A 14,064-nucleotide genomic window follows, 5' to 3' on the forward strand; every position below is an offset into this window, starting at 1 on the left:
CCTACCCCAGCCTTGACACAATCACTGTCACTTCAGGCTTTTTGCCGATCTCGCCTTGTGCCGACCGCCGCGCAATCGTCTTGAGCTCTTTTTCCAGCTTTACCTCGTCGCGCAATGTCTTGGCATCGGCGCGGTTCACAAACTGGCTCAGGTCTTCTTCAACGACCTCGACCAAAGCAGCATTGTTCCGCCCTGTCTCGGCCAGCCCCATGATTTCCACCCAAGGGTCGCCCAATGGCTCATCATTCTCGTCAATGATCAGCGTCACAACCATATGCCCGTTCATCGCCATGCGGATACGGTCGCGCACGATACCATCCATCGCACCCACTTGCACCGAACCGTCCAGATAGGTCCGGCCCGTGTCGATATATTCAGCCACAGTGGGCTGGTTGCCAGAGAGATCAATCATCATGCCGTTGACCGCCACGATCCCCGACAGTCCGCTTTCGGCACCCAGTTTCACGTGTTCACGCAGATGGCGGTGTTCGCCGTGCATCGGGATCAGGGTCTGGGGTTTGGTGATCTGGTGCAAACGCACAAGATCGGGGCGGTTGGCGTGGCCGGACACGTGGTATTTGCCGCCTGCATCGTCGATCACGTCAACGCCCAGCTCGGAGAGCTGGTTCATGATCCGGATCACGCCACGTTCATTGCCGGGGATGGTTTTGGAGGAAAACAGGAACGTATCCCCGTCCTGCAACTTGATCCCCATATAGTTGCCCTGCGCAAGCTGCGCGCTGGCCGCGCGGCGTTCACCCTGGCTGCCGGTGACCAACAACATCACGTTGTTGCGCGGCATCTGCAGCGCGTCCTCGGGCGAAACAACGGGCGGGAAACCTTTGAGAATGCCCACTTCGGTGGCCGCTTCGACCATACGCCGCATGGCACGGCCCAGCAGAACGACCGACCGGTCCGCCTTTTGCGCGGCAATCGCCAGTGTTTTCAATCGTGCGATGTTGGAGGCAAAGGTGGTTGCCACGACCATGCCTTCGGCTTCTTTCATCATCTCGGAAATCGCGTCGCCGATCGAGGACTCGGACCGGCCCGGATCACGCGAGAACACGTTGGTACTGTCACAGATCAGCGCCTTGACGCCATCCTTTGACACCTCTTCCCAAAGTGCTTCGTTCCACGGATCGCCGACCACAGGGGTTTCGTCGATCTTGAAATCGCCGGAATGCAGCACGCGGCCCTCGGGCGTATCAATCAGCAGGCCCGCGCTTTCGGGGATCGAATGGCTGATGGGCAAATATGATACCGTGAGCGGGCCGCATTTGATCATCTCGGGATAAACCCCCACGACCCTGACCACGTTTTCGGGGTGCCCGTGTTCTTCCAGCTTGCGCCGCGCGATATTGGCGGTGAAGGGGCGCGCATAGACAGGGGCGCCCAATTGTTCCCAATAGTGACCGATCGCGCCGACGTGGTCTTCATGCGCATGGGTGATAAAGATCGCCTCGATCTGCCCCTTGCGTTCTTTCAGCCAGGAAATATCCGGCAGGATCAGATCCACCCCCGGTGTGCCGTCCATATCGGGAAAGGTCACGCCCAGATCGACAACGATCAGCCGCTCTTTGCCCGCAGGCCCATAGCCATAGACATAGGCATTCATGCCGATTTCACCGGCACCTCCGAGGGGTAGATAGATCAGGCGGTCGCTCATGCGTTGTCCTTGTTATATTTGTGGATGACGGTTAGGCCGTGCATCGTCAGATCGTCTTCGAACGCGTCAAATAGGGTTTCGGCCTGTTGGAACAACGGGGCGAGGCCCCCCGTGGCGATAACCTGCATCGGCACGTCACGTTCTGCTTTGATCCGCGCGCATATCTCACGCACCAGCCCGATGTAACCCCAAAAGATGCCTGATTGCATACAGGCCACGGTATTGGTCCCGATTACGCGTTGTGGCTGGGTAATGTCCACATGCGGCAGGGCCGCAGCGGCATTATGCAGCGCCTCAAGCGACAGGTTGACCCCCGGTGCAATCACACCGCCCACATAGGCGCCGTCCTCGGCCACCACATCAAAGGTGGTCGCTGTGCCGAAATCCACCACGATCAGGTTGCCACCATGCCGGTCAAAGGCACCGGCGGCATTGACCAACCGGTCCGGCCCCACTTGCGTACCCGCATCAACGCGCGGCGCTGTGGGCAAAAGGCAATCGGGCTTACCGACCACCAGCGGGCGGCAATTATAGTAACGGTCCGCAAAGACCCGCAGGTTGAACACCACACGCGGCACGGTCGAGCTGACGATCACTTCGTCAATCATCACGTCGACATTCTGGAACCGCATCAACGTGGACAGCCAGACATAATACTGATCAGCCGTGCGCTGCCATTCGGTGCTGGTGCGCCATGTCGCGATAAACTTTGCTCCGTCCCAGATGGAAAAAACGGTATTGGTATTGCCGCAGTCGATGGCCAAAAGCATGGGGCCGCCTCCCTTATGAAAAGAATATATCGGCCGCCGGGATCGCACGCGGCCCGGTACCTGTGATCAAGACAAGATTGCCCTCACGGTCGATACTGTCAAAAATCCCTGTCACATCCTCGCGGCCCGTACGCGCGGTTATGACCTCACCCAGACGCGCGGCCTTGGACAGCCACTCATCACGGATACGGTCGAAACCGAGGCGCATCAGCTTGGCTTCCTGTGTGGCATACGCATCGGCAAGGGTCGCAAGGAAATCCTGCGGGGACACCAGCTCTCCACCAGCCTCCGCAAGACTGGTGGGCGCAAAGGCAGCCCCCTCAACCCCTTCTGGCGTATGTTTGAGGTTCACCCCGATCCCGATCGACAGCCAGTTTACAAAAGGCCCGCTTCCCGAACTTTCCAGCAGGATCCCCGCCACCTTGCCCCCCGACAAAAGCACATCATTGGGCCATTTGAGCGCAAGCTTGTCGGCAGATACGTAAATTGAAAGCGCCTGATAAAGCGCATTCGCTGCCAGAAAAGACCGTTTCGCGGCCTCTGCCGGTGTCGCCTCGGGCCGGAAAATCAATGTCGCGTTCAGGTTGCCTTCCGGCACGATCCACGCGCGGCCCCGCCGCCCCCGCGCTGCGGTTTGATGCTTAGCCATGATCCATGTCGGGCAGGTGATATCGGGGGCCCGTCGTGCTGCCTCGGTCATCGTGCTGTCCACAGTGTCCAGCACGACGCAGGCGTACCCCTCGGGCCAAGGCCCGTGTCCGGTGCCCTTAGTTGACAAGCGTCGCCGCGGCAGCCGCCGCGATCGGCTCGATGCCGAAGAGGTTGACGACACCGATCAACATGACCGCCGCAGATCCCATCAGGAAGCCCCAGAGCACAGGGTTGATCTTGCCGTCCAGCACCTCGCCCTCCTCTCCGAAGTACATAAAGTACACGATGCGCAGATAGTAAAAGGCACCAATCACGGACGCGATCACACCGGCCACAGCCAGCCATGCCAACCCGCCATCATAGGCCGCACGCAGCACGTAGAACTTGCCAAAGAAACCGACCATCGGTGGCACCCCCGCAAGGCTAAAGAGCAGGACAAGCATTGCAAGCGCGCGCAGTGGTTGGCGCTTGGAATACATCTTGAGGCTTTCGATATTGGTCACCGGCCGCCCGTCACGTTCCATCGACAGAATGAACGCAAAGGTGCCGATATTCATCGTCACATAGATCGCCATATAAATCAGCATGGCCTGCACACCAAAGGCAGTGCCTGCAGCCAGCCCCATCAGGGCAAAGCCCATATGCGCAATCGAGGAATAGGCCATCAGACGTTTGATGTCTTTCTGCCCGATCGCGGCAATCGCACCAAGGAACATGGACACAACGGCGAGGAACGCCACGATCTGCTGCCAGTCACCGACGATCCCGCCGAATGCGTCATGCACGACGCGCGCGAACAGCGCCATGGCGGCAACTTTGGGCGCGGTTGCGAAGAACGCCGTGACCGGTGTGGGCGAGCCCTCATACACGTCAGGTGTCCACATATGGAACGGGGCGGCAGAGACCTTGAACGCAAAGCCAGCAATCAGGAAGACCAGACCAAAGAGCAGCCCGAGCGATGGTTCATCCGCCGTTGCCTCGATGATGCCCGCAAAGAGCGTCGTGCCCGCGAAACCGTATGTCAGCGATGCACCGTAGAGCAGCAAACCGGAGGACAGCGCGCCCAGCACAAAGTACTTCAGGCCCGCTTCTGTTGATTTCACGCTATCGCGGCGCAGCGATGCCACAACATAAAGCGCCAGTGACTGCAATTCGAGGCCCATATAAAGTGCCATCAGATCGCCTGCGCTGACCATGACCATCATACCCACGACAGCCAGGGCGATCAGCACCGGATACTCGAACCGCAACAGGCCACGGCGCTGCATATAGCTTTCCGACATCAACAGCACAGCGGCAGCGGACAGCAGGATCACCACCTTGGCAAACCGCGCAAAGCCGTCATCCACGAACATGCCGCCAAAGGCGATATTCGTGCCCTGCCCGTTGATCCCGATCCAGACCGCCAGCAGCACAAACAGACCCGAGGTGGCCCAGGTCAGAAGCGGTGCCATGCCGTCTTTGGTCGTATAGACCGCCGCCATCAATGCGCCCATGGCGTAGACCGCCAGCACAATTTCGGGCATCAGGATTTGGATATCAGCACCAATCATAACGGGCTTTCCTTAATTCGAAGCAAACTGCGTTGCGGCCTCAAAGGTCGCAAGCGCGGTGTCATAGTTATCAACCAGCGCCGCAACGCTTGGGCCGATGATGTCGAGAACAAGAGCGGGGTACACACCCAAAAGCAGTGTCATCACCACCAGTGGCGCAAAGATCGCGCGCTCACGCGTGGTCATGTCAGAGATGGTTTTCAGGCTCTCTTTGATCAGGTCGCCCATCACAACACGGCGGTAAAGCCACAGCGCATAGGCGGCAGACAGGATCACACCGGATGTCGCAAAGACTGCGATCCATGTGTTGACCTGGAAAATACCCATCAACGTCAGGAATTCACCAACAAAGCCCGATGTCCCCGGCAGACCCACGTTCGCCATGGTGAAGAACATGAAGATCAGCGCATAGGCCGGCATCCGGTTCACCAGACCGCCGTAGGCGTCAATCTCGCGGGTGTGCATCCGGTCGTAGATCACACCGACGCAAAGGAACAACGCACCCGAGATAAACCCGTGGCTGATCATCTGGAAGATCGCACCATCAATACCCTGCTGGTTGACCGCAAAGATCCCCATCGTCACGTACCCCATGTGCGCAACAGATGAATAGGCAATCAGCTTTTTCATGTCGTCCTGCACGAGTGCCACAAGCGAGGTATAGACAATCGCAATCGCCGAAAGCCAGAGCACCAGCGGCCCCATCACCTCGGATCCCACAGGGAACATCGGCAGGCTGAAACGCAGGAAGCCGTAACCACCCATCTTCAACAGGATCGCGGCCAGCACGACCGATCCAGCGGTGGGTGCCTGTACGTGCGCGTCAGGCAACCATGTATGGACAGGCCACATCGGCATCTTGACGGCGAAGCTGGCAAAGAAGGCCAACCACAAAAGCGTCTGCATACCACCTACGATCTGCACACCCAGAACGTTGAAATTCTCGGTCCCGAAGGTATGGGTCATCAGCGTTGGAATATCGGTCGTGCCTGCGTCTGCAAACATCGCCACCATCGCGACCAGCATCAGCACAGAGCCAAGGAAGGTGTAGAGGAAGAACTTGAACGAGGCATAAATCCGGTTCTTGCCGCCCCAAATGCCAATGATCAGGAACATGGGGATGAGGCCTGCTTCGAAGAAGAGGTAGAACAGCACCAGATCAAGCGCGAGGAACACACCCAGCATCAGCGTTTCCAGCACAAGGAAAGCGATCATGTATTCCTTGACGCGGGTTTCGACGGTCCAGCAGGCTGCAATCACCAAAGGCATCAGGAAGGTGGTCAGCATGACAAAGAGGATCGAAATGCCATCGACACCCATTTTGTATTGCAGCCCCAAAAGCCAGTCACGGGTTTCCACCATCTGGAAACCGGTATTGTTGGGGTCAAAGTTCGTCAGAATGAACAGCGAGCAGATGAAGGTCACAACGGTCGTGACCAGCGCCACCCATTTGGCATTGCGCTGTGCGTCCGCATCGTCACCGCGCAGGAACAGCGCCAGAATGACAGCCCCCAGAAGCGGCAGGAACGTTGTGAGAGAAAGAATATTGCCCATTAGTTCGCTCCCCCGAAGAGCGTCATCCAGGTGAGGAGCACTGCAATGCCAAGAACCATCGCAAATACGTAGCTAAAGATATAACCGGACTGCGCACGGCCAGCGAGACGGGTGAAGAAAGGAATGATCCCCATCGCAATCCCGTTGATCCCGCCATCAATCGTGTCGGTGTCACCGCGCTTCCAAAGCAAGCGTCCCAAAGCCAGCGCTGGCTTGATAAAGATGAAATTATAGATTTCATCAAAGTACCATTTGTTCAGCAAGAACTGATACAAAGGCGCCTGCTGCGTGGCCAGCTTGGCCGGCCAATCGGGACGGCGGATATACATCTGATAGGCCAGCGCCAAACCGGCCAGCATCGCGAGAAACGGTGCGACCTTGACCCAGTTTGAAACCTCATGCGCGTCGTTCAGCACATGATTGTCGGGGCTGTTATGGATGGCGCCCTCGCCCGGCGCGCCAACAAGGTTGTAATGGGCCTTGGCGTCATTATCCGCGCTTGCTGCTTCACCATGCTCTGATGCTTCTGCGTAAGGCACGCCAAAGAACTTGCCGACCTTGTCGTTGGAGCCAAAGAAAGACCCGTACCAGACCATGCCAGAGAAGATCGCCCCCAGTGCCAGCACATAGAGCGGCACCAGCATGATAGTCGGGCTTTCATGGGCGTGGTCATGGGTATGGGCATCACCGCGCGGCGTGCCATAGAAAGTCATGAACATCAGGCGCCAGCTATAGAAACTGGTCATCAGTGCGGCCACAACAAGCATCCAGAAGGCATAGCCGCCATTGGTGCCTGCATAGGCGCTTTCGATGATTGCGTCCTTGGACACGAAGCCCGCAAAGCCAACGGGGAAGCCCACGTAAAGCAACGGAATACCGACGCCAGTGATCGCCAAAGTGCCGATCATCATCATCCAGAAGGTCTTGGGGATCTTGTGGCGCAAACCGCCATAGTTCCGCATGTCCTGCTCGTGGTGCATCGCGTGAATGACGGACCCTGCCCCAAGGAACAGCATCGCCTTGAAAAACGCGTGTGTCAGCAGGTGGAACATCGCGACCGAGTAAACACCCAGACCCGCCGCCACGAACATATAGCCCAGCTGCGAACAGGTCGAATAGGCGATGACCCGTTTGATATCGTTCTGCACCAGACCCACGGTTGCGGCAAAAAACGCGGTTGTCGCGCCAAGGAAGACGATAAAGCTGGTGGCCGCAGGTGCATATTCCATCAACGGCGCCATGCGGCAGACAAGGAAGACACCAGCGGTCACCATGGTTGCTGCGTGGATCAGGGCCGACACAGGTGTCGGGCCTTCCATCGCATCGGGCAGCCATGTGTGCAGGAAAAGCTGCGCCGATTTACCCATCGCACCGATAAACAACAGGAACGCGATCAGGTTGAGCGTATTCCACTCGCGCCACATGAAGGTGATCGTGTGCTCCTGCAAATCCGGGATCGCCGCAAAGATGTCGTCGAACTTGACGCTGTCCGTCACCAGATAAAGCGCAAAGATACCCAAGGCGAAGCCAAAGTCACCCACACGGTTGACGACAAAGGCCTTGATCGCGGCCGCGTTTGCGGAGGGTTTTTTATAGTAAAAACCGATCAGGAGATAGGACGCGACACCCACACCTTCCCAGCCAAAGAACATCTGCACAAGGTTGTCGGCTGTCACCAGCATCAACATCGCAAAGGTAAAAAACGACAGGTAGGCAAAGAAGCGGGGGCGATAGCTTTCGCCTTCTTTGAAATTCTCGTCATGGGCCATGTAGCCGAAGGAATAGAGGTGCACGAGCGCGGACACAGTTGTGATCACGATCAACATGATCGCAGTCAGGCGGTCCATCTTGATCGCCCAATCGGTCGACAGCGTGCCACTTTCGATCCAGCGCAGCAGGTTGACGGTATAGCTGCCATTGACATGTGCCGAGGCATCAAATGTCAGGAAAATCACCCAAGACAGGAAGGCGGACAGAAACAACAGGCTGGTCGCTGTCCATTGCGCCGCTTTTTCACCGATGAATTTCCAGCCAAAGCCACAAAGCAGGGCACCGACCAGAGGCGCAAAAAGAATGATGGTTTCCATTGGTCTTAACCCTTCATCACGTTGACGTCTTCAACGTCGATGGTCCCGCGGTTGCGGAAGAAACAAACAAGGATCGCAAGGCCGATCGCGGCCTCGGCGGCGGCGACGGTCAGCACGAACAGGGTAAAGACCTGCCCCACCAGATCGCCCAGATAGCTCGAGAAGGCGACAAGGTTGATGTTCACCGCCAGCAGCATCAGTTCGATACTCATCAGCAGGATGATCACGTTCTTGCGGTTCAAAAACAGCCCGAAGATGCCAATGACAAACAGGGCTGCCGCCACCGTGAGATAATGTTCAAGTCCGATCATACGCATCTTCCTTCATAGGGCATGGGCCCCGGTCTTTATTCGCAGTCCCGGACCTGATCCGGGACCTCATGTTGTTTTCCGGCTACGGGTTTATCCCGCCAGCACAAATTCCGTCTTATCGCCACGCAGTTCCGGATAGGCCGCTGCACAGGCGCATGTTTCTGTTGTCTCGGTTGTGATCTTCAGATCACGGGTCATAAATTTCAGGTCCGCCGCAATCCGTTCAAAGGTCGCGAAGACCCGCGACCCTGATTGATGGCGGTCAAGCACCTCACGGACATCATCCGTGCGATCGAACGCACTCTCGCGCCCCATGTTTTCCTCGGCAACGCGGAATGACAGCGTTTCACCCGTCACACATTCGACCAACGCATACCCTTTGTACGACCCCTCTTGCGTCCACCAATGCGTCCACATCACTCGGCCCTCGCCCAGATCACGGTGGCCATATTCGCCGCCATGGCTGACATGCGTGATCCGCTGGCACTCTGCCAGCGCCAGAGCGCTGGCTGTCGAGGCGAACAGCATCATGGCCGTAGATATGATCGCGAGTTTCCGCATATCTGCTTACAGACCCTGCCCCGGCTTCACATCTTTCAGTTCCATGGCTTTGGCCGGATCACGGTACATCTGCGCAAGGATGTTCTGGCGCTTGATATCCACGCGGTGGCGCAGCGTCAGCACAATCGCCCCGATCATTGCCACCAGCAGGATCAGGCCTGACAGCTGGAACAGCAGGATGTATTTGTCATAGATCAGCAGACCCAGCGCGCGGGTGTTGTCCAGATCACCCGCAGGTGCCGCAATCCGTCCCTCGACCCCGTCAGCAAAGCCCCAAACACCCAGCGCCAGCGCCAGTTGCATCAGGATCACAACACCGATCAGCAGCGCCAAAGGCAGATATTTCGTCATCTCGGCCTTCAACTCGGCGAAATCAATGTCGAGCATCATCACCACGAAAAGGAAGAGCACCGCGACAGCGCCCACATAGACGATGATCAGCAGCATCGCGACAAATTCCGCGCCCAAGGTCACGAACAGACCCGCCGAGGACAAAAACGCAAGGATCAGCCACAACACCGAGTGGACCGGATTGCGGCTCACAACGGTCATCAGACCACCGGCAACGGTCGTCACGGCAAAGAGATAAAATATGAACGCGAAGACGGTCATGCGCTTTCGTCCTTTTCTAAGACTTCGGTTGCCAGTTCCATCGCTTTGGTCATGGCTGGCACGCCTGCGAACATGCCCATCTGGGCGATCACTTCGGCGATTTCCTGTTTCGTGGCCCCTGCTTCTACCAGATGGCGGACGGTCAACCTGATCTGTGCCTCGGCCTGTGCGCCCAGCACGGTCAGGCCAGCCAACGTCAGCATCAGCCGCGTTTTCGCGTCCAGCCCCTCGGGGTTGATCCCCTTGCCAAAGAAGATCTCCATGGTTTCCTTGGGCATCGTCGGCCACAGTTTTTCAAAGCCTTTGGGCGTAAAGGCATCCATGTCGAGATTCATCGACTTGGCCCAGTCCTGGCCCATCTTCATCATGGCTTCAAAGGGGTTCTGGTCGGTCATCTGTATGGCGCGTCCAGCTCGAGGTTGCGGGCAATCTCGGATTCCCAACGGTCGCCGTTTTCAAGCAGTTTGGCTTTGTCGTAATACAGCTCTTCACGTGTCTCGGTGCTGAATTCGAAATTCGGCCCTTCAACAATCGCATCCACAGGACAGGCTTCCTGACAGAAACCGCAGTAGATGCATTTGGTCATGTCGATGTCATAGCGCGTCGTGCGGCGGCTGCCGTCATCGCGCGGTTCGGCGTCGATGGTGATAGCTTGTGCAGGGCAAACGGCCTCGCAGAGTTTGCAGGCAATGCAGCGTTCTTCGCCATTGGGGTAGCGGCGCAGGGCGTGTTCACCACGGAAACGCGGGCTCAGCGGCCCTTTTTCATGCGGGTAGTTCAGCGTCGCCTTGGGCGAGAAGAAGTATTTCATCCCAAGCCGGAACCCCTGCCAAAAGTCCTGCAGCAGAAAGTATTTTGCCGCGCGGGTATAATCCATCTGCGTCATTTTTTATGCTCCCACTGCCCAGCGTGCCCAAAAGCCGCCGAGTACTTCGAATTTTGCAAGGAACGACACCAGCACGACCCAACCCAGCGACAGCGGCAGGAAGACCTTCCAACCAATGCGCATCAATTGGTCATAGCGGTAGCGCGGGGTGATGGCCTTGACCATCGCGAACATGAAGAAACACATCGCCATCTTCAGCACCATCCAGAAGATACCATCCGGCAGGAACGGCACAGGCGACAGCCAGCCCCCGAAGAACAAGAGCGAGATGAGTGCGCACATCAGCACGACGGCCATCAATTCACCGATCATGAACAGAAGGAACGGTGTGGACGAATATTCCACCTGATAGCCAGCGACGAGTTCGGATTCCGCCTCGGGCAGGTCGAATGGGGGACGGTTTGTTTCAGCCAAGGCGCTGATAAAGAACAGGAAGAGCATCGGGAAATGCGCAACCCAGAACCAGTTGAATAGGCCTGCATTGCCATCTTGGGCGGCAACGATATCGCCAAAGTTCATGGAACCGGCAGAGATAATGACGCCCACGATGATCAGACCGATCGAGACCTCGTAAGAAATCATCTGCGCCGCAGAGCGCAGCGAGCCAAGGAACGGATACTTCGAGTTCGAGGCCCAGCCGCCCATAATGACACCGTAGACCTCCAAAGAGCCGATGGCGAAGATATAGAGGATCGCCACGTTGATATCCGCCAGCACCCAGCCGTCATTGAAAGGAATCACGGACCAAGCGATGACCGACAGAACAAAGGCGATCAGCGGGGCGAGGAAGAAAACGAATTTATCCGCACCCGCAGGCACGACGATTTCCTTGACGATGTATTTCAGAAAGTCGGCAAAGGACTGCAACAGACCGAACGGGCCCACAATGTTCGGACCTTTGCGCATCTGGACAGCCGCCCAGACCTTGCGGTCGGCATACATCAGAAACGCAAGTGCGACCAGAAGCGGCACAAGCACCAGCAGGCATTGCCCCAAGATCACCAGGACGATGCCAAGGTTGGTGTTGGTAAAGAATTCAACCATTGTCGTCGTCCTTATTCTGCGGCCAGTGGCGCAGATTTCCGTGCCTTCGCGTTCGCACTCAGCTCTGCCATCAGGGTTGACGCACGGGCAATCGGGTTTGTCAGATAGAAGTCGGTCACCGCATTGCAGAAGTCAGCCGATCCAGGCTTCTTGACCGGCAGCGCAGACCACTCATTCTCGGCCACTTCATCAATGTCACCCAGATGCGGGTGCGCCGCCACAATCACCTGACGCAGTTGCGCCATGCTATCAAATGGCAGCGTTGCGCCCAATTCCGCCGAAAGCGCCCGCAGGATCGCCCAGTTTTCCTTGGCCTCACCGGGTGGGAAGCTTGCGCGCAGCGCCAGTTGCGGGCGGCCTTCGGTGTTCACGAACAAACCGTTTTCCTCGGTATAGGCGGCGGACGGAAGAATAATATCGGCACGATGCGCGCCACGATCTCCGTGCGAACCTTGGTAGATCACGAAACCACCGGCTTTGACCTCAACCTCGTCAGCACCAAGGTTATAGATCACCTCGGCCCCTTCAAGAGCAGCCTCAAGCCCGCCTTCGGTAACGGCCCCCACATCCATGGCACCCACACGGCCAGCCGCGGTGTGCAGGATCATCAACTTGGCGCCCATGGCGTCGGCGGCTTTCATCGCCTGGCTCAGCACAGCGTCGCCATCAGCCTCGTTCATCGCACCCTGGCCGACAATCACGATGCTGCTTTTATCTTTCTTGTCGCTGTGATCTGCGGCAGCAAACGCCACCAGATCATCACGCCCTGCACCAATTTGTTCCACATCATAGGTCAAATCATCGCGCGTGCCGATCCGTGCAACATTGGCACCACGCGACCACGCCTTGCGGATACGCGCATTCAAAACCGGCGCTTCCTCGCGCGGGTTCGTGCCGATCAGCAGGATCATGTCGGCATTATCAATGTCTTCGATCGCGGCTGTGCCAACATATCCAGAGCGGTTGCCAATAGGCAGTTTCGCACCATCCGTGCGGCACTCAACGCGGCCGCCCTGCCCTTCGATCAATTGCTTGAGCGCAAAAGCGGCTTCGACAGGCGCCAGATCACCGACCAGACCCGCGACTTTTTTGCCCTTCATCGCGGCAGCGGCAGCAGCAAGCGCCTCGGGCCAGCTGGCTTTGCGCAGCTTGCCGTTTTCGCGGATGTAAGGGGTGTCCAGACGCTGGCGGCGCAGACCGTCCCAGACAAAACGGGTCTTGTCGGAAATCCACTCTTCATTCACGCCGTCATGGTTGCGCGGCAGGAACCGCATCACTTCGCGGCCTTTGGTATCCACACGGATGTTCGATCCAAGCGCATCCATCACGTCAATTGATTCTGTCTTGGTCAGCTCCCACGGACGGGCGGTAAAGGCGTAGGGCTTCGAGACCAGCGCACCTACGGGGCACAGATCAATGATATTGCCCTGCATATTCGAATCGAGCGTTTCGCCCAGATAAGACGTAATCTCGGCATCCTCACCGCGCCCTGTCTGGCCCATCTGGTGAATACCCGCGACCTCGGTCGTAAAGCGCACACAGCGGGTGCAGGAAATACAGCGGGTCATATGTGTTTCAACCAACGGACCCAGATCAAGATCCTCTGTCGCGCGCTTGGGCTCGCGGAAACGGCTGAAATCGACGCCGTAAGCCATGGCCTGATCCTGCAAGTCACACTCGCCGCCTTGGTCGCAAATCGGGCAATCCAGCGGGTGGTTTATCAGGAGAAACTCCATCACGCCTTCGCGGGCCTTTTTGACCATGGGCGAGTTGGTTTTTACAACAGGCGGCTGTCCGTCGGGACCGGGGCGCAAATCCTTGACCTGCATCGCGCAAGAGGCCGCAGGTTTCGGCGGGCCGCCCACAACCTCAACCAGACACATGCGGCAGTTGCCCGCAATGGAAAGCCGCTCATGATAGCAGAAGCGCGGGATTTCGATGCCCGCTTCTTCACAGGCCTGTATCAGGGTCATAGCCCCGTCAACTTCGACCTCATTTCCATCAATGATGACTTTGCGCAGATCAGACATGGCGTGTCCTATGTGTTCCCTCATGCGCCTTAGGCCGCAAGGGACCTAGCGCGTTGTCACGCGTTCTAACGCGACAGGCCACGCGATGCCAGTCAGATTGACAAAAAAACGATCACTTTTCGCACTTGCAGCAAAGTCTTAGCGCAAGAGCCAACCTACGCGCGTATTTGCAGCGATTTGGGCACGCCCAACGGCGCAATAGCTGTCAGGATCATCTGCAACGGCCCCCAGACCGGCCAATTGTGCGCGTGCAATGCCCTCAAGCCGGTCTTTTTCCGCGTCGTCATTGATGTAGGCGTCAATTTCATCATCAGAGAAGCCAAGGCTGCTGGCATGGCT

General features: G+C 57.5%; 14 protein-coding genes. All 14 read right to left on the bottom strand.

What is annotated here, in order from left to right; translation table 11 throughout:
- Window position 1: 1 nt before the first annotated feature.
- Window positions 2-1,666 carry a ribonuclease J gene (locus VGP75_RS05735; protein WP_327542737.1) on the bottom strand — a complete coding sequence of 555 codons (1,665 nt, stop codon included), beginning with the start codon at window positions 1,664-1,666 and terminating at the stop codon, window positions 2-4.
- Window positions 1,663-2,436: a type III pantothenate kinase gene (locus VGP75_RS05740; protein ID WP_327542738.1), complete on the bottom strand. Its 774-nt coding sequence runs from the start codon at window positions 2,434-2,436 to the stop codon at window positions 1,663-1,665. The genes VGP75_RS05735 and VGP75_RS05740 overlap by 4 nt, the downstream gene beginning before the upstream one ends.
- A 13-nt stretch (window positions 2,437-2,449) precedes the next feature.
- Entirely contained in the window at window positions 2,450-3,214 is a 765-nt protein-coding gene (locus VGP75_RS05745) for a biotin--[acetyl-CoA-carboxylase] ligase (protein ID WP_327542739.1), read from the bottom strand.
- Window positions 3,204-4,640 (bottom strand): NADH-quinone oxidoreductase subunit NuoN, encoded by a 1,437-nt coding sequence (gene nuoN / locus VGP75_RS05750; protein WP_327542740.1) that lies wholly within the window; start codon window positions 4,638-4,640, stop codon window positions 3,204-3,206. Before nuoN ends, VGP75_RS05745 begins: the two co-directional genes overlap by 11 nt.
- Before the next feature lie 12 nt (window positions 4,641-4,652).
- The gene (locus VGP75_RS05755; protein WP_327542741.1) at window positions 4,653-6,194 is read right to left on the bottom strand and encodes an NADH-quinone oxidoreductase subunit M; all 1,542 of its coding nucleotides are present in this window, start codon (window positions 6,192-6,194) and stop codon (window positions 4,653-4,655) included.
- Window positions 6,194-8,281 (bottom strand): NADH-quinone oxidoreductase subunit L, encoded by a 2,088-nt coding sequence (gene nuoL / locus VGP75_RS05760; protein ID WP_327542742.1) that lies wholly within the window; start codon window positions 8,279-8,281, stop codon window positions 6,194-6,196. The genes VGP75_RS05755 and nuoL overlap by 1 nt, the downstream gene beginning before the upstream one ends.
- 5 nt (window positions 8,282-8,286) lie before the next feature.
- On the bottom strand, window positions 8,287-8,592 hold the full coding sequence (gene nuoK / locus VGP75_RS05765; RefSeq protein ID WP_008235370.1) for an NADH-quinone oxidoreductase subunit NuoK: 306 nt from the start codon (window positions 8,590-8,592) through the stop codon (window positions 8,287-8,289).
- Window positions 8,593-8,682: 90 nt separating this feature from the next.
- Window positions 8,683-9,153 (bottom strand): hypothetical protein, encoded by a 471-nt coding sequence (locus tag VGP75_RS05770; RefSeq protein ID WP_327542743.1) that lies wholly within the window; start codon window positions 9,151-9,153, stop codon window positions 8,683-8,685.
- Between the two features lie 6 nt (window positions 9,154-9,159).
- A complete protein-coding gene (locus tag VGP75_RS05775) occupies window positions 9,160-9,765 on the bottom strand; it encodes an NADH-quinone oxidoreductase subunit J (RefSeq protein WP_055293118.1) in 606 nt (201 codons plus the stop codon).
- Complete coding sequence (locus VGP75_RS05780) at window positions 9,762-10,160, bottom strand: carboxymuconolactone decarboxylase family protein (protein ID WP_327542744.1); 399 nt, start codon at window positions 10,158-10,160, stop codon at window positions 9,762-9,764. The genes VGP75_RS05775 and VGP75_RS05780 overlap by 4 nt, the downstream gene beginning before the upstream one ends.
- A complete protein-coding gene (nuoI, locus tag VGP75_RS05785) occupies window positions 10,157-10,651 on the bottom strand; it encodes an NADH-quinone oxidoreductase subunit NuoI (protein WP_327542745.1) in 495 nt (164 codons plus the stop codon). Before nuoI ends, VGP75_RS05780 begins: the two co-directional genes overlap by 4 nt.
- A gap of 3 nt (window positions 10,652-10,654) precedes the next feature.
- Window positions 10,655-11,695, bottom strand: coding sequence for an NADH-quinone oxidoreductase subunit NuoH (gene nuoH, locus VGP75_RS05790; RefSeq protein WP_327542746.1), 1,041 nt, complete (start codon window positions 11,693-11,695; stop codon window positions 10,655-10,657).
- An 11-nt stretch (window positions 11,696-11,706) separates the two neighbouring features.
- Window positions 11,707-13,725, bottom strand: coding sequence for an NADH-quinone oxidoreductase subunit NuoG (gene nuoG, locus VGP75_RS05795; RefSeq protein ID WP_327542747.1), 2,019 nt, complete (start codon window positions 13,723-13,725; stop codon window positions 11,707-11,709).
- Between the two features lie 138 nt (window positions 13,726-13,863).
- A partial coding sequence (locus VGP75_RS05800) for a DUF5333 family protein (RefSeq protein WP_327542748.1) occupies window positions 13,864-14,064 on the bottom strand: 201 nt, incomplete at its 5' end.

Source organism: Yoonia sp., from assembly GCF_036007805.1.
GTDB lineage: Bacteria > Pseudomonadota > Alphaproteobacteria > Rhodobacterales > Rhodobacteraceae > Yoonia.